23 protein-coding genes are annotated in these 24227 nt (G+C 60.1%); 9 read left to right on the top strand and 14 right to left on the bottom strand.

Annotated features, from left to right (window positions below; translation table 11 throughout):
* Positions 1 to 92: 92 nt before the first annotated feature.
* The 5 genes from DTP52_RS17600 to DTP52_RS17580 form a co-directional block, all read right to left on the bottom strand.
* Complete coding sequence (locus DTP52_RS17600; RefSeq protein ID WP_146206865.1) at positions 93 to 1700, bottom strand: hypothetical protein; 1608 nt, start codon at positions 1698 to 1700, stop codon at positions 93 to 95.
* A gap of 93 nt (positions 1701 to 1793) precedes the next feature.
* Positions 1794 to 5525, bottom strand: a complete 3732-nt coding sequence (locus tag DTP52_RS17595; protein ID WP_109754491.1) for a calcium-binding protein — start codon at positions 5523 to 5525, stop codon at positions 1794 to 1796.
* A 140-nt stretch (positions 5526 to 5665) separates the two neighbouring features.
* A complete protein-coding gene (locus tag DTP52_RS17590; protein ID WP_109754490.1) occupies positions 5666 to 6295 on the bottom strand; it encodes a LysE family translocator in 630 nt (209 codons plus the stop codon).
* 61 nt (positions 6296 to 6356) lie between these two features.
* Positions 6357 to 7706 carry an NCS2 family permease gene (locus DTP52_RS17585; RefSeq protein WP_109754489.1) on the bottom strand — a complete coding sequence of 450 codons (1350 nt, stop codon included), beginning with the start codon at positions 7704 to 7706 and terminating at the stop codon, positions 6357 to 6359.
* A gap of 336 nt (positions 7707 to 8042) precedes the next feature.
* Positions 8043 to 8489, bottom strand: a complete 447-nt coding sequence (locus DTP52_RS17580; protein WP_109754488.1) for a MarR family winged helix-turn-helix transcriptional regulator — start codon at positions 8487 to 8489, stop codon at positions 8043 to 8045.
* An 81-nt stretch (positions 8490 to 8570) separates the two neighbouring features.
* Between DTP52_RS17580 and DTP52_RS17575 the strand changes: the two genes are divergently transcribed.
* Positions 8571 to 9737 carry a PLP-dependent aminotransferase family protein gene (locus DTP52_RS17575; protein WP_109754487.1) on the top strand — a complete coding sequence of 389 codons (1167 nt, stop codon included), beginning with the start codon at positions 8571 to 8573 and terminating at the stop codon, positions 9735 to 9737.
* A 126-nt stretch (positions 9738 to 9863) separates the two neighbouring features.
* Here DTP52_RS17575 and DTP52_RS17570 read toward each other — a convergent pair whose 3' ends face one another.
* The 5 genes from DTP52_RS17570 to DTP52_RS17550 form a co-directional block, all read right to left on the bottom strand.
* Entirely contained in the window at positions 9864 to 10235 is a 372-nt protein-coding gene (locus tag DTP52_RS17570; protein WP_109754533.1) for a glutathione S-transferase N-terminal domain-containing protein, read from the bottom strand.
* Between the two features lie 104 nt (positions 10236 to 10339).
* Positions 10340 to 10885 carry a GTP cyclohydrolase I FolE gene (folE, locus tag DTP52_RS17565; protein WP_003204506.1) on the bottom strand — a complete coding sequence of 182 codons (546 nt, stop codon included), beginning with the start codon at positions 10883 to 10885 and terminating at the stop codon, positions 10340 to 10342.
* A gap of 77 nt (positions 10886 to 10962) precedes the next feature.
* Entirely contained in the window at positions 10963 to 11520 is a 558-nt protein-coding gene (locus DTP52_RS17560) for a Smr/MutS family protein (protein ID WP_053146321.1), read from the bottom strand.
* A 74-nt stretch (positions 11521 to 11594) separates the two neighbouring features.
* Entirely contained in the window at positions 11595 to 11915 is a 321-nt protein-coding gene (locus DTP52_RS17555; protein ID WP_109754486.1) for a hypothetical protein, read from the bottom strand.
* Between the two features lie 130 nt (positions 11916 to 12045).
* The gene (locus DTP52_RS17550; protein WP_014339619.1) at positions 12046 to 12636 is read right to left on the bottom strand and encodes a cysteine hydrolase family protein; all 591 of its coding nucleotides are present in this window, start codon (positions 12634 to 12636) and stop codon (positions 12046 to 12048) included.
* Positions 12637 to 12890: 254 nt separating this feature from the next.
* Here DTP52_RS17550 and prmB point away from each other — a divergent pair, with 254 nt between their 5' ends.
* Entirely contained in the window at positions 12891 to 13799 is a 909-nt protein-coding gene (gene prmB, locus DTP52_RS17545) for a 50S ribosomal protein L3 N(5)-glutamine methyltransferase (RefSeq protein ID WP_109754485.1), read from the top strand.
* Between the two features lie 136 nt (positions 13800 to 13935).
* On the opposite strand, the gene DTP52_RS17540 is transcribed toward prmB, so the two are convergent.
* Positions 13936 to 14724 carry a hypothetical protein gene (locus DTP52_RS17540; protein ID WP_109754484.1) on the bottom strand — a complete coding sequence of 263 codons (789 nt, stop codon included), beginning with the start codon at positions 14722 to 14724 and terminating at the stop codon, positions 13936 to 13938.
* A 109-nt stretch (positions 14725 to 14833) separates the two neighbouring features.
* A complete protein-coding gene (locus DTP52_RS17535; RefSeq protein ID WP_109754483.1) occupies positions 14834 to 15799 on the bottom strand; it encodes an alpha/beta hydrolase in 966 nt (321 codons plus the stop codon).
* A 143-nt stretch (positions 15800 to 15942) separates the two neighbouring features.
* Between DTP52_RS17535 and aroC the strand changes: the two genes are divergently transcribed.
* The 3 genes from aroC to DTP52_RS17520 are packed head-to-tail and all read left to right on the top strand — an operon-like array spanning position 15943 to position 18782.
* Positions 15943 to 17034, top strand: a complete 1092-nt coding sequence (gene aroC / locus DTP52_RS17530; RefSeq protein ID WP_109754482.1) for a chorismate synthase — start codon at positions 15943 to 15945, stop codon at positions 17032 to 17034.
* A gap of 34 nt (positions 17035 to 17068) precedes the next feature.
* Complete coding sequence (locus tag DTP52_RS17525) at positions 17069 to 18214, top strand: MFS transporter (RefSeq protein WP_109754532.1); 1146 nt, start codon at positions 17069 to 17071, stop codon at positions 18212 to 18214.
* Between the two features lie 34 nt (positions 18215 to 18248).
* The gene (locus DTP52_RS17520) at positions 18249 to 18782 is read left to right on the top strand and encodes an acireductone dioxygenase (protein WP_109754481.1); all 534 of its coding nucleotides are present in this window, start codon (positions 18249 to 18251) and stop codon (positions 18780 to 18782) included.
* Between the two features lie 105 nt (positions 18783 to 18887).
* On the opposite strand, the gene DTP52_RS17515 is transcribed toward DTP52_RS17520, so the two are convergent.
* Positions 18888 to 19166: a DUF3509 domain-containing protein gene (locus tag DTP52_RS17515; protein ID WP_003204481.1), complete on the bottom strand. Its 279-nt coding sequence runs from the start codon at positions 19164 to 19166 to the stop codon at positions 18888 to 18890.
* A 355-nt stretch (positions 19167 to 19521) separates the two neighbouring features.
* Here DTP52_RS17515 and DTP52_RS17510 point away from each other — a divergent pair, with 355 nt between their 5' ends.
* From DTP52_RS17510 to DTP52_RS17495, 4 genes are all read left to right on the top strand, one after another.
* On the top strand, positions 19522 to 21348 hold the full coding sequence (locus DTP52_RS17510; RefSeq protein WP_109754480.1) for a long-chain-acyl-CoA synthetase: 1827 nt from the start codon (positions 19522 to 19524) through the stop codon (positions 21346 to 21348).
* A 94-nt stretch (positions 21349 to 21442) separates the two neighbouring features.
* Entirely contained in the window at positions 21443 to 21961 is a 519-nt protein-coding gene (locus DTP52_RS17505; RefSeq protein WP_109754479.1) for an ankyrin repeat domain-containing protein, read from the top strand.
* Positions 21962 to 22153: 192 nt separating this feature from the next.
* Positions 22154 to 22684, top strand: a complete 531-nt coding sequence (locus DTP52_RS17500; protein WP_109754478.1) for a hypothetical protein — start codon at positions 22154 to 22156, stop codon at positions 22682 to 22684.
* Between the two features lie 71 nt (positions 22685 to 22755).
* On the top strand, positions 22756 to 22947 hold the full coding sequence (locus DTP52_RS17495) for a PLDc N-terminal domain-containing protein (protein ID WP_003204476.1): 192 nt from the start codon (positions 22756 to 22758) through the stop codon (positions 22945 to 22947).
* Positions 22948 to 23006: 59 nt separating this feature from the next.
* On the opposite strand, the gene DTP52_RS17490 is transcribed toward DTP52_RS17495, so the two are convergent.
* Positions 23007 to 24194, bottom strand: a complete 1188-nt coding sequence (locus tag DTP52_RS17490; protein WP_109754477.1) for an MFS transporter — start codon at positions 24192 to 24194, stop codon at positions 23007 to 23009.
* Positions 24195 to 24227: the final 33 nt, after the last annotated feature.

Here is a 24227-nt window from a genome sequence, read left to right as displayed (position 1 = left end):
CCCCAAGCAGCTGCCTTGTCCTGGAAGCGACTGCGCATGGCGCTTCTTTGGTTTTTCGCCCGCTCACACTGCGGGCTTTTTTATCTCGCCGCTCACAGCCTGGAATTGTTATCCCGGATGATGAAAACCGTGTCCGGGTAGCCGGCCCGGATCTGGCAGCCGCCTTTGAGCCAGATGATCTCGCCCCTTTCATGGGCCCTCCTGACGGCTTTCGCGGCAGTTGCTCCGACCTGCAGGTCCAGGCTGACGCTGGCCGTGTTCGGATCGGTGTGCGATGGCAGATAAATCTTCTGACCCTTGGTGCGATGCAGGCTAATGAAAAACAGATAATCATGGCCTCTTCGACTGAATACCAGGGCGGCAAAACTGTTGAAGGTGCTGGGTTCGAGGACGGTATAGCCATTACGAGTCAGGACGTCGGCCATGAAACGCTTGATGTCTGTGGGCGAGTAAGACGAGGCTACGTAGTCCCATTGCTGCTGGAACTGCTGGGGATCGAAGTCCAGGCGATCCAGGGATCTCATCGACACCGTACTCGGCAGTTGGATCGAGCGGGAGTTGCCTGTGGTGGGAGGTAATGTCGGGGTAATGGGTAGCATCAACAACGGATCGGACCATTGTGGATGCAATGACGGCGTGCCCGTTTGCCAACTGCTATAAATCTGCCGGAGCGCAGTCAACCCCGCGGCGTCGGCAACCGACGAATCGTTCGCGAGTTCGAATTGCTTCCTGGCGATGTTCTCCGCCGTCCTGGCAGATAATTCAGGAAAGGCTGCCTTGACGTAATCCGTCAATGGTTTGTCGAAGGGAAGCCTGGGATCGATTTCCCAGCGATTGTCGGGCGACAGGCGCATGGCGCCTCGGGGTTGCTCGTCGGGGGTACTCTTGAGCACTATCTCCAGCGTCTCGAATTCATAGTGTGGATGGTCCGGGGCCTGGATATAGGTGATCGGATATTCCCGTGCGTCGCTGCGTGTCAGCACCTTGTAGTGGGTACCCTCTACCGTGATGAAGGCGGTCCCTGCCGGTGGATACGGCAGCAGTTCCCAGTGTTGCTTGAAGGGGGCCGTTGCGGTGTTCGCGCGCTTGGGGGCAACCTCCTGCGCAGGCTCATCGTCCGACGGCCTTCGGCGCGAAGAGGTGGGTTGGGGATCGTTGCCTTGCGCCGTGGCATCGTCCGGAACGCGTCGCCACAGGAGACTGCCTTCCACTTGTTCGAGGCGTGGTCCGGAGGCGATGAGTTCAGTGCCTAGCCGGGCCCGGTAATTCTGGTCGGCATCGCGACCCAATAGCACCGTGCCGCCTTCCGACAATTGCACATAGGTGCGTGTCCTGAACGTGCGGATGCCGGAGGTTGCGTCGGGCTCCGATAACAGGGGGACCAGTTCGGGTGAAAGATGATAATGGTCCAGCGACACTGCCGTGGTGAACTCCTGGATGGGCGTCTGCGAGGTGATTTCGGCGAACTGGATGGTGGGAGACTGGGGTTCGGTGGCTTCAGGTTGTCGTCCGGGCGACGTGACGGGCGCCTGGTCGGTTCCTTCTCCTCGGGAGGGGCTTCTGGGCACTGTTTCCAGTGACGCATCGCGACTGCTGTGGGGCGTGTCGGGGGACGAAGTTGGAAGGTTGGGGCGGGTGTTTCGTCTTGGGCTCATTGGGATTCCTGTTCCTTCAGGTTTGGAGAGTGATGAATGACTCATTCATTCATCGTGAAGCAATGCCCTGCCTTGCGTTCTACGCATCGACAGGTCACCGGCTTGAGGATGTTCCTTGAAACTGCTCAAGCCCGTGCACTACATATGTATAGGGGGGCTTGTAAACAGGGTTGGGAGGGACCCATACAACGAAAGAAGTCTGCTTAATTGAGGGGCGGTCATCCCGAACGCGAGGCTGAGCGTCAGGGTTTGCGAGAGGAATTTCGAATTGCCCAGCGTGAGGCTTTCCGCCAGTGCCACGCACTTTTCCCGCAGCACGCGAAGTGCGCCATCGTCCGTCGGTGGGTTTTGACCAAGGCCTTCGCTCGCCAGATCCCGGTAGAAGTTGAGGTGGTGATCGCAAAGATTTGTTTTTCGAAGATCCTGGCTTTCGATGGGGCGAGTCTTATCGGTCTCCAGGGTCCATTTGCGTGTTTCAAGGCTGTAGCTCAGACCGCCGCGAGCGCCATCCTTGAGCGCGATATTCAGTACTTTCAAATCTCTGGTGGCAAGAGCGGACAGTTCGCTGGGCCATGCCGCCGAGGGATCGAGGGGGAAAGTGAAATACCGAGCGTCGAGCGCCTCTACATAAACCCGTTCGAATAAGGTATCGACCGCATACACGATGCCTTGGGCAGTGATGACCCGTATCTTGTCGACAAGGTCTTCAGCCTCATAGGTGGGGAGATGAATAATCGTTGTGCCTATCTGCAACAGGTTGGCAGAAAGATTGATCTCGACCGTCCCCAAGTGCGTGGCGTCGAGCTCCCATGTCGAGGCATTCGGCAATCGGGGCTTGGCCCCGGCCAGGGCACCGGGTGTGGATAGTCGTAGCGTCATGTCCGGGCTTAGATGCACGAGGTAGGTCGCGCCTTCGCCGATCAAAACTTCAATACCGGTTTGTTCCGAGGGGGAGGTGAGCTGCGCGCAGGTGGCTCGATTGCGCATGTAATGAGGCGACTTTTCCGAGGGGGCAAGATGCATATGTTTCTTTCTGGTCGCCGTGAGGGGCAATGCCACGTCGGTTTTCCAGCCCACCGACGATTGGCCAATGAATGTCTCGTCCAGTAGAAGGCCATAGTCGGGTGTCGGTTGGACGAGGCGGTAGGACACACCGTCATTCATGATGAGCGTAACGAGGTGGTTCGAACCCAGGGCGGAAAATGCACGTCGCTTGGTGCGGGTATTCTGTGCGGTGTAACGCTCATCGGAGCTGGCCAGGTTCTTCAGGGCAACTTGATGCGCGCCGAAGTATAAGGTCAGGCCGCATTCCCCATACTTTACGGTGTTCCAATCATCATCGTCGTGGGTGACTTGGACATTGTAATGGGCTTCGATCCGCGTCAGTTCGGCGCTGGCATAATCCAGATGCACCGTGGTGGTGAAGTCGCTGCGTTGTATGACCTGAAGCGTCGTCGACGCGGTAAGGCGTGACAGGTAATAACTGGTGTCCTTGTCATGTGCGACCCGGTGCGTTTTCTGGTTGTTCAAGATAATCGGGCTGCGCGGTGTTCCTTGTTGGGTGATGACCGCTTCGATGTCGAGGGGCAGGCTCTGTTCGATCGTATCGGGCAGGTCGGGCACCAAGTGATAGCCATCCTTTGTCACGAAGGTCAGTTTGTTGTTTCGAATGTGCCGCTTGTTGTCGACGGGTCGGTAGGCCTTCTTGATGATCACTTCCCGCAGTTGCCAGTCATCTGCGTCAAAGCCCGAGGTCACGACGAGGTTGTCCCCTTCGATCTTCCAGCCTTCGATCAGGTCGGCCCTCCAGTCCAGGGCAATCACGCTATTGTCGATGCCGTCCTCGCTGATCGATACGCTGCCCGGTTTATGGGCGATGGCATAGACATCATTGCCCGGCCCACCGTCTGCGTCGCGGTTGTCGGCACCTAGAAGGAAAATCTGGTCATCGCCTGCCCCGGCCTCGATTGAATCATTGCCGCGGGATTTAATGATGTTCGAGCCGGCGGTGCCCCTGATGACGTTGGTCCTGCCCTCCTGTATCTCTACATGCTCGATGCTTTCCAGGACTGCATGGGGATAGTGCACCTTCGCTTGCTCTTGAATGATGATGGACAGGTGCCCGGCTTCCAGATCGACGTGGTAGCCGAGTTGTTCCTGGGGACCTTTGGTTCGGCCGGATAAAATAATCGTGTCATTGCCTTTTCCGCCCACTAACCGATTGGGTGGCAAGGGCGGGTTTGTGCGGAGCGTCTGCGGCGAACCTTCGAAAATGAAAACATCATCTTTCTCACCTCCAGTCAGTTTTTTAACGCCTGCGCCGTAATGGAAGACGTTCGGTTTTTTTTCAACGCCCGAGATGGTGTCGTTTCCTCCACCGATATGCCAATGGATACCCTTGTGTTCCGCCGAGGTGCCAAGGACTGCACCGGGCGTATCGACAGTGACACCGTCGCGCGCGTCAATAGTGTCGTCGCTGTCTTTGATCGTGGGACGGACTCGAGTCGCTTGGTATCGTTCACCGGTCCACCAATTCCAGGTGTTGTACGTCACCGCTTCCAGTTCGACATTGAACTTGCCGTTTACGATGGCTTCGGTGCTGTCTCTTAATGTGCCTTGCAGTAATTTCAAGGCAGTGGCCCGAAGTTGCCGGGTATGTTCAGCGGTGGTCTTGGCGGTGGTGTAGCGCTGCTGAATATCGTCATCAGGGCTGATCATCCAGAAGGCGAACCACCCTGTACGCAGGCGCTCATGGACGGTGAGTTCTATGTAGTCGTCGATCTCGTCGACTTCACGAATCGCGCCCCAGATCTGCGAACCCACCGCCAGGATGAGTCCTGCGGCAAGGCCCACCGGACCGGCTGAAGTAAACCCTGCCAGCGCCGCTACGCCGATGGTCACGGTCATGGCCGCGCTGGTCATACTCAATGCCGCGTTGACGTAATGGTCCGTGGCGTCACGGCCATTGGCGGCGGCCTTGAGCGAATCAACGGCGGCGATGATATCGAAGGGAAGCGTCAGCACGCTGGCGATCAAGCCACTTGCGCGCCCTAGCCTCAAGGCGAATGAGGTCTTGGCGAAACTCCCGAGGGCGCTCTGGCCGGCCGTGAGCATCTGCATGGCTTGCCTGGTTATCGCGGCCTCGAGGCCAATTGAAGCCAGCTCGGCCGTTACGCTGGCCCCGTTGAAGACGGACTGATAGGCGTCCTTGTTCCGGATGGCGTCTTGCAAACCGCGTAAGCCGCTGTAGATGCCGAAGGCCTGGAGTCCGAGGCCCGTTGGGATGAGGAGATTACTCTTGGTTTTATTCACCCAACTCAAGGTTCGTTGTGTGAGCACAGAGGTATTCAGTTTTTGAGCGGCGTTTAAAAGCCTTTCAAGCGAGCCTCGATAATCGCCGGGTTCAGCCGGTATATCTGGAATCTCCCGCAACAAAGGGCGCGCGGTGGGTGGGCGCTGGCTGGCGATTTCGAACAATAGCGTTGGCAGCCGATAGTCGTTCGCGTCAACGGTGCGGTTTATACAGGCTTGGATATCAACCGGGTTGAACTGCAAGGTGTCCACGAAAACGCGATGGGGGCTGCGGAAAAAAGTATTGTCGCCATTCAGAGGCTGTCCATCGGTGATTGCACCCAAGGCGTCCAAGGCTGAACGGGTCACTGTCACGGAACCGATGTGTAGCGGGCCATAAAGTTTATCTACAACTTCGAGTTGGGCCTGTCTTTGTCTGTGTTGCGGGTCGATCGGCGTTTCATCGCCGGCCCGGAAGTCGAGCGTCTCGACGTCATGTTCATTGGCCTGCAAGCCTAGATCGGTAATAACTACGCCAGTGTCGTGAGAAACGGAGTCGAGGTGAAACACCTTGGCCATTGTGAACTTCCTTGTTCAACGATAATGAATGGCCTTCTATGTAAAGTATTTTTCTGAGAGGTGTATATCAATTGGTTGTTGCGACGTTTTGCGAGGGCCTTGAACCTTAAGAGATGAAGTGATTAAAAAAATAACGCGCCTCAATGGGTCGACAGTAAGGAGGCTGCGCCAGCACCGCCAAATAATCCTGCACTGATGCGGTTGAACCAACTCTGGCCTTTGCCCGTACGCAAATACCGCGCCGCACCGTGGGCGCCGAGGCCGTAGGCCAGCTTGCAGAGCAGGTCGAGTACAGTCCAGGTGGCGATCATGATCAACAGTTGTGGCAGGAACGCTTGCTCGGCGCTCAAGAACTGCGGCAGGAAAGCGGCGAAGAACAGGATGTCCTTCGGGTTGCTGGCGCCCAGCACGAATGCCCGGCCGAACAAGGCGCGAAAACGTGGAACGGCGGCGGCCTGGGGCACTTCAGCGCCTTGGGCAGGTTGGCGCGATTGCTGCCAGCTCTGCCAGGCCAGGTAGAACAGGTACAGCGCACCGACGATCTTCAGGGCGCTGAACAACTGCTCCGACGCCAGCAACAACGCACCGAGCCCCAGCGCCGAGGCACTCAGCAGGCAAATCGAGGCGATCACTCCGCCGAGGAACGCCGGGTACGAGCGGCGCAGGCCGTAGTTCAGGCTGTTGCCGATCATCAACAGCGACAACGGGCCGGGGATAAGGATCACCACCAAGGCGGCGCCGCTGAACAACAGCCAGGTTTCCAGATTCATTGCTTTGCTCCTGATGGACAAAAGCCTCACCCAATGGGTGAGGCGGGGGTTACGGTATCGCTTACAAGAAGATGAACTTGGCGATGAAGATCGCGCAGAGCACCCACAGGCTGACGGAGATTTCCTTGCGTTTGCCAGTGCCGGCCTTGAGCACCACATAGGTGATGAAACCCAGGGCAATGCCGTCGGCGACCGAGAACGTCAGGGGCATCATGATGGCCGTGACGATGGCCGGGATGCTGTCGGTCGCCTCGTCCCATTCGATGTGGGCCATGCCGCCCATCATCAGCATGGCGACGTAGATCAAGGCCCCGGCGGTGGCGTAGGCCGGGATCATCCCGGCCAGTGGCGCGAAGAACATCGCGGCAATAAATAGCACACCAACCGTCACGGCGGTAAGCCCCGTGCGGCCACCGGCGGCCACACCGGCGGCGCTTTCCACGTAGCTGGTCACTGGCGGCACGCCAACCATGGCACCGAATACGCTGGAGGCGCTGTCGGCTTTCAAGGCACGGGAGAGATTCTCGATCCTGCCATCGGCTTTCACCAGGCCCGCGCGCTGGGCGACGCCCATCAGCGTGCCGGCGGTGTCGAACATGTGCACGAACAGGAAGGCCAGCACCACGCTGATCATGCTGACGTTGAACACGCCAGTGACGTCCATCGCCATCCAGGTCGGTGCCAGGCTCGGCGGTGTGGACATGATGCCGTTGTACTGCACCAGCCCCAGGCCCCAACCGGCCAGGGTCACGGCGATGATGCTGATGAGGATCGCGCCGAATACCCGGTGATAACTGAGCACGGCGATCATCAGGAAGCACACGGCGGCGAGCAGCGGACCGGGTTCGCGCAACGAGCCGAGCTTGATCAGCGTGGCGGGGCTGTCGACGATGATCCCGGCGGTTTTCAGGCCGATCAGCCCGAGGAACAACCCGACCCCTGCGCCCATGGCGAACCGCAGGCTCACCGGAATGCTGTTGAGCAGCCACTCCCGCACCCGGGACAAGGTCAGGATCATGAACAGCACACCGGAAATAAACACTGCACCCAATGCGGTTTCCCAGTTGTAGCCCATGGTGCCGACCACGGTGTAGGTGAAGAAGGCGTTCAGGCCCATGCCCGGCGCCAGGCCCACCGGCCAGTTGGCGTACAGGCCCATCAACAGGCAACCCAGGGCGGCGGCGATGCAAGTGGCGACGAATGCCGCGCCGTGATCGATGCCGGCGTCGGCCATGATGTTGGGGTTGACGAAGATGATGTAGGCCATGGTGATGAAGGTCGTCAGGCCGGCAATCAGCTCGGTCTTCACCGTGGTGCCGTGCAAGCTGAGTTTGAAGAGGCGTTCCAGCCAGCCACTGCGTAGTGGCGGCGAAAGGTCCAGCGTCTGGGCTTCGGGTTTGCGGCTTTCCACAGCGAGTACTCCTCAAGAGTCTTATTGTTATTTCCAGCACCGCACACACCCTGGGGTGGCTGCGATGCGCTGAGGCAGGTAAGGCTGGCGAAGTATGTTGACCTTTTGGTCAGGAACTCGCACGAAGCGAATTATGCTTTTGTATACAAATAAAGCAAATAATGTTTTCTGTGTTGTCGACGAAATGTCTGGCGATAGGGATATATCGCCCATGCGGACGCTATCGCGAGCAAGCTTTGCTCCCACAGAGGGATGCGGTGCCCAATGAGTTCGATTGTGGGAGCAAGGCTTGCCCGCGATAGCAATAGCCCTGGCGCCACAAATCTTGCGGAAAACTCAGTCAATAGGCACAGGACTCTTCCCCAGAGCCAGGTTCACCGCCAACCACCCATCCACCGCCGCCTCCCCAGCCTCGGCAAACACCCGCTCCAGCAATTTCACCTGCTCACGCCGCAACGCCTGCTCGAAGCGCTCGCCTTCGGCCGTCAGTTCCAACAGGCGCTTACGCTTGTCAGTCTCGGACGCGACGCTGTTCACCAGGTGCATTTCCATCAACTGCCGCAACGGCATGTTCAGCGCCTGTTTGCTCACTCCGAGCAGGGCCAGCAACTCCTTTACGCTCAACGAGGGATAGCGGGCGATGAAAAAAACGATGCGCTGGTGGACCCGACTCAACCCACGACGCTCGAGCATTTCATCGGCCTTGGCGGTGAACGCCTGGTAACCGAAGAAAAACGCTTCCATGGCCATTTGTTGGGAAGTCGGGTTTTTAAGGTCAATCATGTTGACGTATCCAGAGAGGTCGGAGTAATTTCGGTCAATAAGTTTGACTCATTTTTCCAGTGACCCGCTACAGGTGATCCCATGGCTTTTTCCGAACGTGTCTCGCGCCTCAAAAGTTCTTTGATTCGAGAAATCCTCGCGGCGGCGCAGCGCCCGGAAGTGATGTCGTTCGCTGGCGGCCTGCCGGCCGAGGCCATGCTGCCGAAAGTGGAGTGGGCGGCCATGCCATTGTCCATGGGCCAGTACGGCATGAGTGAAGGTGAACCGGCCCTGCGCGAAGCCTTGGCGGCTCAGGCACGTTCCTTGGGCCTGGCCTGCGAGGCGAGCCAGGTGCTGGTGGTCAGCGGTTCCCAGCAAACCCTCGACCTGGCGGCCAAGCTGCACATCGACGTGGGTACCGAAGTGATGCTCGAAGCGCCGACTTATCTGGCGGCGTTGCAGATTTTCCAGCTGTTCGGCGCTGACTGCATCACCGTGCCCCTGGAAGCCGACGGCCCGGACCTGAAGCAGTTGCGGGCTCGCCTGGAGCGGCATCGGCCGGCGTTCATTTACCTGATTCCGACTTTCCAGAACCCTTCGGCGGTGCGCTACAGCGAGGCCAAGCGCGACGCGGTGGCGGCCTTGCTGGATGAGTTCGGCGTGACCCTGATCGAGGACGAACCCTACCGCGAACTGACCTTCGATGGCAGCAGCGCCACGCCGATTGCCAGTCGCTTGAAGAAGGCCAGTTGGATCTACACCGGCACGGTGTCGAAAACCCTGTTGCCGGGGCTGCGGGTGGGTTATTTGATCGCCAGTGCGGATCTGTTCCCGCACCTGTTGCGGCTCAAGCAGTCGGCGGACCTGCACACCAATCGCATCGGTCAATGGCAGGCGCTGCAATGGATCGGCACCGAGCAGTACCGTCTTCATTTGAGTGAGCTGCGGGATTTCTACCGCGACCGTCGCGACCGCTTCCAGGCTGCGCTGCAAAAGCATTTTTCCGACATCGCGGATTGGAACGTGCCCCAGGGCGGATTGTTTTTCTGGCTGACTCTCAAACAACCGCTGGACACCCGCACCTTGCTCGCCGCCGCGCTGGCGGCCGATGTTGCGTTCATGCCGGGGGAGCCGTTCTTTCCGGAGCCGGACAAGCATCCGGGGCACTTGCGCTTGAATTTCAGCCACATTGACCCGGCGCGGTTGGATGAAGGGCTCAAGCGGTTGGCGGGGGTAGTGCGGGGGGCTTTGGCGGTGAAAGCAGCTTGAGTCATGCGGTGACTGGGCGGGCCCCATCGCGAGCAGGCTCGCTCCCACAGGGCTCTCCAGTTACCTACAGTTTCATTGTGGGAGCGAGCCTGCTCGCGATAGGGGTCCGCAAACACACCACAATTATCAGACCGCAGAAAACCGCTTATCCAAATAATCAATGATCACCTTGGACTCATACATCCAGGAGGTCTGGCCATTCTCTTCGATACGTAGGCACGGCACCTTGATCCTGCCGCCTTGTTCCAGCAGTGTCTGACGATCCTGCTCGTTGTTTTTCGCATCGCGCAGGGCCACCGGCACGTTGAGGCGGCGCAGGGTGCGGCGGGTCTTCACGCAGAACGGGCAGGCGTGGAATTGATAGAGCGTCAGGCTGCGGGCGGCCTGGTCGACCTGCGCCTGGGCCTCGGCCGGGCGCTGTTTCTTGCCGGGGCGGGTGATGAAGTCGATGAAGATGATGAGCTGGCCCAGGCCAACTCGAAGCGCTTTGACAATCACGGTATTAAGCCTCGCGGCAGGGAAGAAGAGGGCGCGCAGCTTACCTGATTTTTCCCGGGCGAAAAAAAACCGGCGATGCATGCCGGTTTTTTAAACGCCACGGATTACTTGATGAGGCTGAGGAATTCGCTGCGGGTCGCGGCGTTTTCCCGGAACTCGCCGAGCATCACCGAGGTGATCATCGAGGAATTCTGCTTTTCCACACCGCGCATCATCATGCACATGTGCTTGGCCTCGATCACCACCGCCACGCCCAGGGCGCCGGTCACTTGCTGGACCGCGTCGGCGATCTGGCGGCTGAGGTTTTCCTGGATCTGCAGGCGACGGGCATACATATCGACGATGCGCGCGACTTTCGACAGCCCCAGCACCTTGCCGCTCGGGATATAGGCCACATGGGCCTTGCCGATGAAAGGCAACAGATGATGCTCGCACAGCGAGTACAACTCGATGTCCTTGACCAGCACCATCTCGCTGTTATCGGAGCTGAACAAGGCACCGTTGGTGACTTCTTCCAGGGTCTGTTCATAACCGCGGCAGAGGTACTGCATGGCCTTGGCAGCACGCTTGGGCGTGTCGAGCAGGCCCTCGCGGGAAACGTCCTCGCCCAGTTGGCCGAGAATCGCGGTGTAATTCTGTTCCAGAGACATGAAACTACCTGTGGGATTTTACGCAAAGGGCAAGGGTACGGTGGCGGACACGGCGCTGCAAGCTCGGCAATCGGGGGCTACTCGTCGCGACCTTCCATCATGGTGCGCTTGAGCATCACGTACACCGCCCCGGCACCGCCGTGTTTCGCCTGGCAAGAGGTAAATCCCAGCACTTGCGGGTGCTGGCGCAACCAGGTATTGACGTGGCTCTTGATCATGGGCCGCTTGCCGTCCAGGCGCACGGCTTTGCCGTGGGTGACGCGCACGCAGCGGATTTCGAATCTGGTGGCTTCGGCCAGGAATGCCCAGAGGGTTTCCCGGGCTTTTTCGACGCTCATGCCGTGCAGGTCGAGGCTGCCTTCGAAGGGGATCTGGCCGACCTTCAGCTTGCGCATCTGGCTTTCCTGGACGCCGTCGCGCGCCCACATCAACTCGTCTTCCGGGCCGACGTCGATCACGAACTGATCGGACAAACCGTCCACGGTCGTGGCGTCGGTGCGTACGGTGGCGGCCTGGCGCAGCTTGGCGATCTGTGCGCGATCAGCCTTGGGCTTGCCGGTCTCGGCACGGTCGTGCTTGATCGGTTTTACGCCCTGGATCGCACTTTTGAACAGGGAAAAGTCGTCGTCTTGCATGTCAGCCTCCGCGAAGGCCGGCCAGTTTACCCAACTCTGGCGGGATCAGGCGCGACAAAACGTCGGATGGTGGGTCAGTCGTGCTTTTTCATCAGGTGCGGAGCCATGGCCAGCTCCAGGGATTGGCGGGCGCGACGGCGGCAACGGCGCCAGAGCCAGACGCCCAACAGCAATACGACAAGACCGACAGCCAGGATGATCGCCGAACCCAGCGGGGTGGCATTCAACTCGCCCAGTGCGGGGGGACGGCCCAGCAGGCTGGCCGCACCGGCCATGGCCAGTAATACACCGAGTGTTGCCAGGAGCGCAGCGATCGCCGCGCCGAAACGAAACCGCCAGTTGCTCGGGCCCTTGGGCCGCAAGCGACGTGCGTCAAAACCATCGGATAACTTCATTCCGACCTTCCTCAATGGGTATCGGCCCTTCGACCGGAAGATATTCGGGTTGTTCCTGAAGGTAGGGCAATTGCGGCAAATGAGAGGCTTTTGCGGATGAGCGGCAGGGCGGGCCGCTCATCAAGGCGCATCAGATGAAGTCGCGGGTCAGGGCCAGGGTGGCGAAGTTGTCGGCCATGATCGCCATTTCGGTCTGTTGTACGTGCTCGGCGCTGAGGACGCCGCCCTTGTATGGCAGGTCGCGGGTGGCGCAGGCGTCTTCCACCAGGGTGCAGCGAAAGCCCAGGTTCTTGGCGGCGCGCACAGTGGTGCTGACGCTGGAATGGCTCATGAACCCGCACACGATCAGGTCCAGGGGGCCGAAGTCTTCCAGGCGCTTTTTCAGTTCGGTGCCGTGGAAGGCGCTGGGCAGCAACTTTTCGACCACGGTTTCGTCACCCTGGGGTTCGAGGCCGGGAATGAACTCCCCGCGTTCGCCTTGTGGATCGAACAGCCCGCCATGGGTGCCCAGGTGGCGCACATGCACGATCGGTCGACCGGCTGCACGGGCCGCACCGAGCAATTGCTTGATGTTCGCGACGGCTGCATCCATGCCGCTCAGGGCCAGGGGACCTGCGAGGTATTCTTTCTGGGCATCGATGATGATCAGGGTCGCTTGACTCAGATTGGCCGCCGCATAACCACGGCCGCTGAGTTGAAACATCGTTTTTGGAACGGACATTCTGGGGCTCCTTCGAGTGGGGCTTTTGCGACATTGTCCTCTGGCTGAGCGGTTCTGTGAATCGCTTCCATCGCAAGGGCCGCCGTTGCTGGCCTACAGCCTTGTCAAGATGCCCGTCTTGTTCAATAGGTGAATCAAAAAACGGATAATTCCTACGATTGCTTCGGGTATTTTCGTTCGTCATCGGCGCGTGTTTGGGCAGCACCGCGTTTGGCTGATAGACTCGCCCGTCGATTTTTCTGGAGTTTGCCGCCGTGATCACTTCCCGTCTCCGTACCCTGCGCGACCATATCCGTTGGGCCGTCAGTCGTTTCCATGGGGAGGATCTGTTTTTCGGTCATGGCACCGATAACGCGTGGGACGAAGCCCGGCAACTGGTGTTGGGCGCATTGCACCTGCCATGGGAAATTGCCGACAGCTACCTGGACTGCCGCCTTGAAGACGAAGAGCTGGTCCATGTGCAGCGTCTGTTGCGCCGACGCATTGCCGAGCGCATCCCGGCGGCCTACCTGCTGGGTGAGGCCTGGTTCTGCGGGATGTCTTTTATCGTCGACGAACGGGTGCTGATTCCGCGCTCGCCTATCGGCGAACTGATCGAAAAGCGTTTCGAGCCTTGGTTGGGCCAGGAGCCTGCACGGATTCTCGACCTGTGCACCGGTTCCGGTTGCATCGGCATTGCCTGTGCCTATGAGTTCCCGGAGGCCGAAGTGGTGCTGGCCGACCTGTCGTTCGAAGCGCTGGAAGTGGCCAACCAGAACATCGAGCGGCATGGTGTCGACGAGCGCGTGTTCACCGTCCAGGGCGATGGTTTCGAGGGATTGCCGGGGCAACGTTTCGACCTGATCGTGTCGAACCCGCCCTACGTCGACGCGGAAGATTTCGCCGACATGCCGCCGGAGTACCAGCATGAGCCGGAGCTGGGCCTGGCCTGTGGCGATGACGGCTTGAACCTGGTTCGCCGGATGCTGGCCGAGGCGGCCGATCATCTGACCGAGAAGGGGCTGTTGATCGTCGAGGTGGGCAACAGCCAGGTGCACGTCGAGGCGTTGTACCCGGAAGTCGATTTCGCCTGGCTCGACTTCGAGCGCGGTGGTCATGGTGTGTTCATGCTCAGCGCCGAGCAGTGCCGTCAGCACCAGGCGGTGTTTGCTTCGCGAGTGTGATCCGATTGATTTCGGGGAGCCAACCTGTGGGAGCGAGCCTGCTCGCGATGACGGTGTGTCAGTCACTTAAGTGCCGCTGACACGACGCTATCGCGAGCAGGCTCGCTCCCACAGAGCTCACTTGCAGTGTGCAGTCTTAGTGCCGCGTCGCAATCCAGATCAGCAACCCCGCCTGGAACATGGCGAAAGCCACCAGGCAGGTGATGGTGAAGCGCAGGCCGGTGTCTTCACGCTTGAACTTGTTGACCTTTTCTTCTTGCTGCTTGAGTTTGACTTCCTGTTCCGCCAGGTTCTGCTCGGCTTGTTGCAGCATCTGCGCGGCTTCAAGGATTTCCACGAACTGCAGCTTCTCGGTGTTCCAGTCCCCCAGCAGATCGCCAACGTGGGTTGGCTTGACGCTGCCCTTGAGGTGCTGGGCGTCGGCGTAGGCCACTTCGAAGCCTTGGGCCTTGAGAAAACGGTCGCGGCGCAGGCGAGTGTCTTCGTTCAGGGCGTCCTTGTTATCCAGGTCGGTACCGTCTACCTGGTAGGCCGACCAGCGTTTCTTGGCCCAGGTAATGCCCTGGGCCGCGAGGAAGCGGCCGATGCCACGGTTAAACGGCTCGACTTGCAGATTGTCCGGGGAAAAAAACAAACGTTTTTCGACGTGGTCGGCCCAGACGTCCAGGTGATTCTGTTCCTTGCGCACGCGCTGGTTCGGCAGCTGGATGCTCATGCGCAGCAGGCTGCGCTCCTTGCTGTGGCGCTCGACATAGCTGAACTCGACAAACCGCAGCGGCCGCACACCGGTGGCGCGGTCGGTCTTGAGCGGGGCCAGGCGGAGCATCTTGTGATGCTCGGTGTGCACGTCGGCCCACGGCAACTCCACCGCAGACGAGGCGGGGGCTTCGGCGGCGGTGTCGGGGGAAGTTTGAGTTTCAGTCATAACGGCAAAGTCCTGTCCAGGCCGGCTGGTCGGTAGCCATTGCGCTATCCGACACAGTGCTATCGGCCGTTTTTTAAAGGACTGGAGGGCTAGTTGCCACTAAAACCGCTCAACGGGCGGCTAACGCGTCAATAAAACGCAGAATCCGTGCACCGAGCTCGGCCGCCAGGGGCAGGTTCGGGTCCTTGTAGGAAGCCAGTTGCCGCTTCACGTCGTTGGGCACGATGCGCATCACGTGGTTCATGCCGTCGATCAGTGCCAGTTCGGCGTCGGGCTTGGCGGCTTTCAACTGCTTGGCGTCATCGATGCTGACCTGGATGTCGTTGCTGCCCTGGATGATTAGGGCCGGCATCTTCAGCGCCGCGAAGGCACGGGCCGGGTCCTGGCGGAACAGCGAGATCAGGTACGGCTGCACACTGGGGCGGAAAATGACCTGCAGTTGCGCCGGCACGTTGTCGTCGACTCGACCGGCCTTGAGGCTGTCGAGTAGTTCGTTGCTGCGCAGCATCAGGGGCGGTGGCAGGCGGTTGCTCAGTTGTTGACGCAGCACCTGGTCGATTGGCCGGGCGCTGCCGGACAGCGAAATCACCGCCGCTGCGTTGGCCTGGGGCGCGGCAAGGCTGGCGATCAACGCGCCTTCACTGTGGCCCAGCAAAATCACCGGGCCCAGGCGCGGATCGGCGGCGAGCTTGTGGCTCCAGGCTACGGCGTCGGCCACATAGGCCTCGACGCTCAGGTTGCGCTCGTCCGGTGTCGCCGCGAGGCTGGCGGCCACACCGCGTTTGTCGTAGCGCACACTGGCAATGTTATGCCTGGCCAGGACCCAGGCCAGGCGCTTGAGGCTGTCGTTGCGCCCGCCCTCGGGGTTGTTGCCGTCGCGATCCGTAGGGCCGGACCCCGAAATGATCAGCACGACCGGCACTGGCGTGTCGGACTTTGGCAGCAACAACGAGCCGAAAAGTTCACCACTGCCCGTGTCGAGGCTGATCGGGCGTTGCAGCACCGTGGCCTGGGCCAGGCCGCAAAACAGGCCGGTTAACAAGGTAAGGCTTAAGGCAAGCAGCTTTAACATCATCACGCCATTAGTTGCGAAGGTGCCGGTTGGACTGGCGGCCGCCGATAAGGTTCGAGGATGAACTACGCGGGGAGCCTGCGTATACTGGCGCCCACTACGAATCCAAGGTTGAGTCTCTCAGCGTTTTTCACGGAGCACCCTGCATGTCCGGCAATACCTACGGCAAGCTGTTCACTGTCACCACCGCGGGCGAAAGCCATGGCCCGGCGTTGGTCGCCATTGTCGACGGCTGCCCGCCGGGCCTGGAGATTTCCCTGGACGACCTGCAACGCGACCTGGACCGGCGCAAGCCCGGCACCAGTCGCCATACCACCCAGCGCCAGGAAGCCGATGAAGTCGAAATCCTGTCTGGTGTGTTCGAAGGGCGCACCACCGGCTGCGCCATCGGCCTGTTGATCCGCAACACCGACCAGAAGTCCAAGGACTACTCGGCCATCAAGGACCTGTTCCGCCCGGCCCACGCCGACTACACCTACCACCACAAATACGGTGAGCGCGACTACCGTGGCGGCGGTCGCAGCTCGGCCCGGGAAACCGCCATGCGCGTGGCGGCCGGGGCGATTGCCAAGAAGTACCTGGCCAGCCAGGGCATCGTCATTCGTGGCTACATGAGCCAGTTGGGGCCCATCGAAATCCCGTTCAAGACCTGGGACTCGGTAGAACAGAACGCCTTTTTCTGCCCTGATCCAGACAAGGTCCCGGAGCTCGAGGCCTACATGGACCAGTTGCGCCGGGACCAGGACTCGGTCGGCGCGAAGATCACCGTGGTCGCCGAAGGCGTGATGCCTGGCCTCGGCGAGCCGATCTTCGACCGTCTCGACGCCGAACTGGCCCATGCGCTGATGAGCATCAACGCGGTGAAGGGCGTGGAGATCGGCGCCGGTTTCGCCTGTGTCGCCCAGCGCGGCACCGAGCACCGTGACGAACTGACTCCGCAAGGTTTCCTGAGCAACAATGCCGGCGGCATCCTCGGTGGCATTTCCTCGGGCCAGCCAATCGTTGCTCACCTGGCCCTGAAGCCGACCTCCAGCATCACCACGCCGGGCCGCTCCATCGATATTCATGGCAACCCGGTGGACGTCATCACCAAGGGCCGTCACGACCCGTGCGTCGGCATCCGTGCCACGCCCATCGCCGAGGCGATGATGGCGATCGTGCTGATGGATCACCTGCTGCGTCATCGCGGCCAGAACGCCGATGTGCGGGTCGGCACCCCGGTGCTGGGTCAGCTTTGATGGCTGGCCTGCCGACCGCCGTGGCCTGACGACCATGGCGGCACTGCCGTACTGGCGGCTCTCCAGTTTTTATCTGTTCTATTTCGCCCTGCTCGGTTCGACGGCGCCATTCCTGGCGCTGTATTTCGATCACCTGGGGTTCAACGCAGCGCGCATCGGCGAGCTGGTGGCCATCCCGATGCTGATGCGTTGTGTGGCGCCGAACATCTGGGGCTGGCTGGGGGATTACACTGGCCGACGCCTGGCGATCGTGCGCTTTGGTGCGATCTGTACGCTGTTGACCTTCTCGCTGGTCTTCATCGATAAAAGCTACGCTTGGCTGGCGATGGTCATGGCGCTGCATGCATTCTTCTGGCACGCGGTGTTGCCGCAGTTCGAAGTCATTACCCTGGCCCATTTGAGCGGCCAGGCGTCGCGCTACAGCCAGATCCGCCTGTGGGGCTCCATCGGTTTCATCATCACCGTGGTCCTGCTTGGTCGGTTGTTCGAATGGCTGAGCCTGGACATCTACCCGGTGGCGCTGGTGTTGATCATGGCCGGCATCATCCTCGCCAGCTTCTGGGTGCCCAACGCCCAGCCATTGCAGGGGGCGCGAGTCGCGGGGGAAGGCTTCCTGCGGCAACTGCGCAACCCTGGCGTACTGGCGTTCTACATCTGCGTGGGCCTGATGCAGGTGAGCCACGGGCCGTATTACACCTTTCTGACGTTGCACCTCGAACACCTGGGCTACAGTCGCGGCTTGATCGGCATGCTGTGGGCGGTCGGTGTGGTGGCGGAAGTTCTGGTCTTCCTGCTGATGAGTCGGATCCTGTCGCGATTTTCCGTGCGCAGGGTATTGCTGGCGAGTTTCCTGCTGGCGGCGTTGCGCTGGCTGTTGTTGGGCTCGCTGGCCGAATTCCTCTGGGTGTTGTTATTCGCGCAAGTGCTGCACGCGGCGACCTTCGGCAGCTTTCACGCCGCCGCCATCCATTTCGTGCAACGCAGCTTTGGCCCTCGCCAGCAAGGCCAGGGGCAGGCGCTGTACGCGGCGCTGGCGGGCACGGGCGGGGCCTTGGGCGCGTTGTACTCCGGCTACAGTTGGAACGCCCTGGGCGCCAGTTGGACCTTCAGCCTCGCCAGCCTCGCCGCCTTCGCGGCAGCCGTTATCATTGCGACACGTATGCAAGAGGATCGGCCATGAGCCTTCGAACCGTTAATTTGCTGGAGCCATTGTCATGAGCAGCCTCGCCGTCTATCACGTTTCGAGCCCCGATATCCCGAACAAGGTGTTGACCCACTTCGAAGACATCGCCGCGACACTGATCGAACAAGGCATTCACTTTGCCCGTTGGGAAGCGGCGGCGAAAATCCAGCCTGGTGCCCGCGAGGAAGACCTCATTGCGGCTTACCAGATTCAGATCGATGGGTTGATGACTGAGCGGGGGTACGTAGCGGTCGATGTGGTCAGTGTCAGCAGCGATCACCCGGAACAAGCGGGGGTGCTTGATGAGTACCGCCATAGCCAGGACGAAGTACGGTTTTTCGTCACCGGTCGTGGTTTGTTTAACCTGCACATCGGCGATTATGTCTACGCGGTTTTGTGTGAGAGGAACGACCTGATAACGGTGCCTGCTGGTACGCGGCATTGGTTTGACGGGGGGGAGCGGCCGCATTTCGTTACGATCCGTTTGTCTGGTGATCCGCAGGGGGTGGTTGCTGAGCTCACCGGGGATGATATTGCTCGCCGGTTTCCTCGATTGGAGGATTGATCCGCGTTTGGCCCCAAAAGAAACACCCCAAAAAAACGGCGCTTCCTATTTCTGAGAGAAGCGCCGTTTTTCTATGTGAACAGCAAAGCGGATTTTCCAGCAGACTCAAGCGCTGTGGTAAGTCGGCAGCGCAAACCGATGCTGGCTCTGCAACAGTGTGATCTGTGGCAACTCGCTGGCCTGTTCAGCCAGGTCACGACGAATCGCGCTGATCGCCCAGGACAACTGATCCCCGGCATGCAATTGAGCATAGGAAATCGTGCGTTTGAACAGCTTGCCGTCGCTATTACGCAAGGTCAGCAGAATGCCGCCATCCGGGCGGGGCTGAGTGGTCACTTCGTAGTTGGAAAACAGGGATGCAAACTTTTCTTGAATCATGTTCATAGTTGACTGCTCCATGGTATGGCAAACCGTGGAGGGATGGTTGCACTGTCTATGCCAGCATTTTTGTTTCTAAAAAATCATTTAAAAACAATAAGTTATGTTTTTGTTGGATTTTCGCTTTCGTGCAACTTGCATGAATAGCCATCGTGCATCCTGCATTTTGCGTGGTCGGACAATGATTTTTGGAACCAAATCGTTTTCCGGTGCTCACGCTTCGCCTGCCTCGGCCAGCGGATACAAAACATTGCAAAAACCGCGTGTACAGCGCCGCAATCGCGGGCGTACTTTCGAGCCAAAATCACCGCCAGCCCATAACAAGAACCGAGACCCACGAGGTCGAACGGGGAAGATCACCATGAGTCGTATACCCAGCGACGCTATTACCTGGGGCATGATGCTGCGCAAGCTGCCAGTCATTGCCAAAGCCGTCCCCCGGATCGTCAAAGGCATGAAGCAGGCCAACGTCCAGGACCCGACCCAGCCTTGTGGCCTGGGCTGGTGTTTCGAACAGGCCACCCAACGCAATCCCCACGGCCCGGCGCTGCTGTGCGGCGATACAGTGTTGAGTTATGCACAGGTCAACGCCCAGGCCAATCGCATCGCCCATTACCTGTTGGCCCAGGGCATCGGCAAGGGCGACTGCGTGGCGATATTCATCGAGAACCGGCCACAGCTGTTGATCAGCGTGCTGGCGATGGCGAAGGTGGGTGCGGTCAGTGCCATGCTCAATACCTCGCAAACCGGCGATGCGCTGGTGCACAGCCTGGCCTTGGTCAATCCGGTCGCGATAGTGGTCGGGGATGAACGGGTTGCGGCTTTCAACGATGTGCGAGAGCGAACGGCGTTATCGAGCGCCAGGACCTGGTGGGTCGCGGATCAGGACAGTGCCGACGTCCCGTCCGGTTTTATCGACCTGATGGCTGGCTGCGAGGGTTACCCAGGTGCTAACCCCGCGTGCAGCCGCCAGGTTTTCTGTAACGACCCGTGCTTTTATCTCTACACCTCGGGCACCACCGGGCTGCCCAAGGCCGGGGTGTTTCGCCATGGCCGCTGGATGCGCACGGCCACCAGCTTCGGTCTGATCGCCCTGGACATGCAACCCGCCGATGTCGTGTATTGCACCTTGCCGCTGTATCACGCCACGGGCCTGTGCGTGTGCTGGGGCGCGGCGATCTGTGGTGCATCGGGGTTTGCGATCCGGCGCAAGTTCAGCGCCAGCCAGTTCTGGAGCGACGTACGTCGTTACCGGGCGACCACGCTGGGTTATGTCGGTGAGTTGTGCCGCTACCTGATCGATCAGCCTGTCGCTGCCGATGACCGCCATCACGGTGTGAAGAAAATGATCGGCAACGGCCTGCGGCCCGGGGCCTGGTCGACCTTCAAGACACGTTTCGGCATCGACCACATCTGCGAGCTGTATGCGGCCAGCGACGGCAATATCGGCTTTACCAACATCCTGAATTTCGACAACACCGTCGGCTTTTCCCTGATGGGCTGGGAACTGGTGCAGTACGACCATGACAGTGGCCTGCCGTTGCGCAATCTGCAGGGGCGTATGCAAAAAGTGCCCAGGGGCCAACCGGGCCTGCTGCTGGCGCGGATCGACGAAAAGGCGCCGCTGGACGGCTACACCGAGCAGGCCTTGACCGAAAAAACCATCTGCCGGGATGTCTTTGCGCCGGGCGACCGTTATTTCAACACAGGCGACCTGTTGCGTAACATTGGCTTCGGGCATGGGCAGTTCGTTGATCGCCTCGGTGATACCTATCGTTGGAAGGGCGAAAACGTCTCCACTACGGAAGTCGAAAATGTGTTGCTGCGACATCCCCAGGTAGCCGAGGCGGTGGCCTACGGCGTGGAGATCAACGGCACCAATGGCCGTGCCGGCATGGCGGCGATCACTCCGTCCGAATCCCTGGCGACCCTGGATTTCAGCGAGCTGTTGCAGTTCTTGCAATGCAAGTTGCCCGCCTATGCCGTGCCGCTGTTCCTGCGCATCAAGGTGAAAATGGACACCACCGGCACCTTCAAGTACCAGAAGACCCGCCTCAAGGCCGAAGCGTTCGACCCATGCGTCACCGGGGATGAACCGGTCTATGCCTGGCTGCCGGGCACCGATACTTATGTGCGGGTGGATCGGCAACTGGCGACCCGGATCCAGGACGGACAACTGCGTTATTGATTCTGGCTATGGCGGGCACAGTGAAAAAAGGGATGACAGCGCCCGGGTCCCTCGGGAAACTAGCCGTTTTGCGAAGACCCGAGTGGAGTTTCCCATGTCCGATACAAGCCGCCAGATGACCCCGGAAGAGGCTGCCGAGTTTGCCGAACAGGTGTTCAACGTCGCACGCCAGGGCGATGCAGCCATGATGGCCGCGCTGCTGAGCAAGGGCCTGCCGCCCAACCTGCGTAACCACAAGGGTGACACCCTGTTGATGCTGGCCGCTTACCACGGGCATGTGGAAACGGTGAAGGTGCTGCTGGAGCACAAGGCCGATCCGGAAATCCGCAACGACAACGGCCAGAGCCCGATTGCCGGTGCGGCGTTCAAGGGCGACCTGGCAGTGGTTTCGGCGCTGGTGGACGGCGGCGCGCAGGTGGAAGGCGCCTCCTTCGATGGCCGTACCGCACTGATGATGGCGGCGATGTTCAACCGGGTGGAAATCGTCGACTACCTGATCGGCAAAGGTGCTGACCCGAAAGCCAAGGACGCCAACGGCGTCTCGGCCCTGGATGCGGCCAGGACCATGGGGGCGGTGGACACCACGGCGCAGTTGGAAAAGTTGTTGGGCTGATAGGCTGTGGGAGCAAAGCTTGCTCGCGATACAGGCACCTGGGTTCCAGAGAGACCGTGTTGTTTTCATCGCGGGCAAGCCTTGCTCCCACAAAATGCTCGTTCGCCACAGGTCCTTCTCCAATCCTAATTCGCATGCGAATGCGTTATCCTGCCCGCCCTCAAAACACCCTTCGCCACAGGATTCACCCTCATGAAAGCCGCCCTCATCGAACTCATCGCTAAAATCAGCTCCGGCTGCCTTGGCGAGGCTGACATCGAGCGAATCGCCGACGAAGCGGCCCAGGCCTACGCCGATCCGACAGCTTTCCTGGCGGCCAACCCCGATATCAACTACGACGACACCTTCCCTATCCCGTTGGGTGAGTGGGTGGTAGTGGGCAGCCTGCCGGACACCGTGCTGTTCCAGGCCGACACTTACGTGGACCTGTTCGAACAGATCGTCGCCTCGTTCGGCCCCGGCGTGGCGTTCAATCTCAAGCCAAAGCAACTGGCGAAAACCGAAGCCTTGACCGCGCTCAACCGTATCCAGATCCAGATGAGCAGCCTGAACAAGGAAAACGGCGGCTACGTGCTGATGAACTTCAGCCAGTTGCTCGACGATGAATTGCAAATGGTGCTGGTCTACGGCAACGACGTGCCGCGGGTACTGCAACTGTGTGCCGAAGTCGGCATCGCCGCCGCACCGTCCCTGGAAGCCCTCAAGATCGCGGTCCACGTCTGAAGCAATAAAACGGAACCCTTGCCTGGGGCCCGCTATCCTAAGGGTGCCTATCACCATTTGGGAGCGACACCATGGGTTCCACCTTCAACGGCCTGGTCGGCCTGATTATCCTGGCGCTCGATATCTGGGCGATCATCAATGTACTCAAGAGCGGCGCGGAAACCGGGATGAAAATCCTCTGGGTGCTGCTGATCCTGCTGTTGCCAGTGCTGGGCCTGATCATCTGGGCGATTGCCGGGCCGCGTGGCAACGTGCGGATTTGACCGCTCCACAACAATGCCCGGTCGCTTCGAACGACCGGGCATTTTTTATGCGTGGGTATTCAGGCCGTTGCCAGGGAAGGTTTCTGCGAGGCGCTCAAGAAACGTAGCAAGGCCAACAGCGGGAAGGCGCTGCCGACGATCACCACCCACAACCAGCCGCCGTGTTCGTACACCGCACTGGCAATCGATGAGCCGAAGGCGCCACCGACGAAGATACTGGTCATGTACAGCGCATTCAGGCGGCTGCGGCTCTTGGCATCGAGTGCGTAGATGGTGCGCTGGCCCAGGACCATGTTCATCTGCACACAAAAATCCAGGACCACCCCGGTCACCGCCAGGCCAATCACGCTGTAGAGCGGATGGATGAACGCTGGCAGGAAGCTCAGGCTGGCGAACAGCATCGCCAGTAGCGAGGCAATGCGGGTATGGCCGGCATCCGCCAGGCGACCGGCGATAGGCGCGGCGATGGCGCCTATGGCACCGACCAGGGCGAACAGGGCGATTTCAGTCTGGGACAGGCCATGGACGCGTGACAGTTCCAGCGGCACGGCGGTCCAGAACAGGCTGAACGTGGCGAACATGCAGGCTTGGTAGAAAGCCCGTTGCCGCAACAACGGTTGTTGGCGCAGCAGGGTGCCGAGCGAGCCCAGCAGTTGGCCATAAGTGGCGCTATGGTCGGGTTGGCGCTTGGGCACGGTCAGTGCCAGGACGATGCTGATCGCGGCCATCAACGCGGCGGCGATGATGAACATGGTCCGCCAGCCGAAGTGATCGGCCACGACGCTGGAGATCGGCCGCGCCAACAGGATCCCCAGCAGCAGGCCGCCCATGATCCCACCGACGACCCGGCCCCGGGATTCTTCCGGCGCCAGGTGCGCGGCCAACGGAATCAGGACTTGCACCGACACTGAACTGAACCCCACCAGCAGGGAGACCAGCAAGAATACATTCGGCTGGTCAGTGAACGCCGCCCCCAACAGGCTGGCAATCGCCACCAGCGTGGTGAGGATCATCAGCCGGCGGTTCTCCAGCAAGTCCCCCAGCGGCACCAGGAAAAACAGGCCCAAGGCATAACCGATCTGGGTCAACGAGACGATCAGGCTGGCCATGGTGCTGCTCAGGCCGACATCCGGCGCGATCAGTTCGATGATCGGTTGGGCGTAGTAGATGTTGGCGACGATGGCTCCGCAGCAGAAGGCGAACAGCAGGACCATGCCTCGGGTCAGGGTGGCGGGGTGGGCACTCATGGCAATCTCGTCAGAACAGGAAAGATGGCGTGA

The sequence above is a fragment of the Pseudomonas sp. 43mfcvi1.1 genome (assembly GCF_900115935.1).
Lineage (GTDB): Bacteria > Pseudomonadota > Gammaproteobacteria > Pseudomonadales > Pseudomonadaceae > Aquipseudomonas > Aquipseudomonas bijieensis.
This window is presented reverse-complemented; position numbering and strand designations above follow the sequence as displayed.

What these genes read in the sequence shown, in the direction of transcription:
- DTP52_RS17600 (WP_146206865.1), bottom strand. Translation starts at nt 1,700, where the DNA reads ATGAGTCATTCATCACTCTCCAAACCTGAAGGAACAGGAATCCCAATG.
- DTP52_RS17595 (WP_109754491.1), bottom strand. Translation starts at nt 5,525, where the DNA reads ATGGCCAAGGTGTTTCACCTCGACTCCGTTTCTCACGACACTGGCGTA.
- DTP52_RS17590 (WP_109754490.1), bottom strand. Translation starts at nt 6,295, where the DNA reads ATGAATCTGGAAACCTGGCTGTTGTTCAGCGGCGCCGCCTTGGTGGTG.
- DTP52_RS17580 (WP_109754488.1), bottom strand. Translation starts at nt 8,489, where the DNA reads ATGATTGACCTTAAAAACCCGACTTCCCAACAAATGGCCATGGAAGCG.
- DTP52_RS17575 (WP_109754487.1), top strand. Translation starts at nt 8,571, where the DNA reads ATGGCTTTTTCCGAACGTGTCTCGCGCCTCAAAAGTTCTTTGATTCGA.
- folE (WP_003204506.1), bottom strand. Translation starts at nt 10,885, where the DNA reads ATGTCTCTGGAACAGAATTACACCGCGATTCTCGGCCAACTGGGCGAG.
- DTP52_RS17560 (WP_053146321.1), bottom strand. Translation starts at nt 11,520, where the DNA reads ATGCAAGACGACGACTTTTCCCTGTTCAAAAGTGCGATCCAGGGCGTA.
- DTP52_RS17555 (WP_109754486.1), bottom strand. Translation starts at nt 11,915, where the DNA reads ATGAAGTTATCCGATGGTTTTGACGCACGTCGCTTGCGGCCCAAGGGC.
- DTP52_RS17550 (WP_014339619.1), bottom strand. Translation starts at nt 12,636, where the DNA reads ATGTCCGTTCCAAAAACGATGTTTCAACTCAGCGGCCGTGGTTATGCG.
- DTP52_RS17540 (WP_109754484.1), bottom strand. Translation starts at nt 14,724, where the DNA reads ATGACTGAAACTCAAACTTCCCCCGACACCGCCGCCGAAGCCCCCGCC.
- DTP52_RS17535 (WP_109754483.1), bottom strand. Translation starts at nt 15,799, where the DNA reads ATGATGTTAAAGCTGCTTGCCTTAAGCCTTACCTTGTTAACCGGCCTG.
- aroC (WP_109754482.1), top strand. Translation starts at nt 15,943, where the DNA reads ATGTCCGGCAATACCTACGGCAAGCTGTTCACTGTCACCACCGCGGGC.
- DTP52_RS17525 (WP_109754532.1), top strand. Translation starts at nt 17,069, where the DNA reads ATGGCGGCACTGCCGTACTGGCGGCTCTCCAGTTTTTATCTGTTCTAT.
- DTP52_RS17520 (WP_109754481.1), top strand. Translation starts at nt 18,249, where the DNA reads ATGAGCAGCCTCGCCGTCTATCACGTTTCGAGCCCCGATATCCCGAAC.
- DTP52_RS17515 (WP_003204481.1), bottom strand. Translation starts at nt 19,166, where the DNA reads ATGAACATGATTCAAGAAAAGTTTGCATCCCTGTTTTCCAACTACGAA.
- DTP52_RS17510 (WP_109754480.1), top strand. Translation starts at nt 19,522, where the DNA reads ATGAGTCGTATACCCAGCGACGCTATTACCTGGGGCATGATGCTGCGC.
- DTP52_RS17505 (WP_109754479.1), top strand. Translation starts at nt 21,443, where the DNA reads ATGTCCGATACAAGCCGCCAGATGACCCCGGAAGAGGCTGCCGAGTTT.
- DTP52_RS17500 (WP_109754478.1), top strand. Translation starts at nt 22,154, where the DNA reads ATGAAAGCCGCCCTCATCGAACTCATCGCTAAAATCAGCTCCGGCTGC.
- DTP52_RS17495 (WP_003204476.1), top strand. Translation starts at nt 22,756, where the DNA reads ATGGGTTCCACCTTCAACGGCCTGGTCGGCCTGATTATCCTGGCGCTC.
- DTP52_RS17490 (WP_109754477.1), bottom strand. Translation starts at nt 24,194, where the DNA reads ATGAGTGCCCACCCCGCCACCCTGACCCGAGGCATGGTCCTGCTGTTC.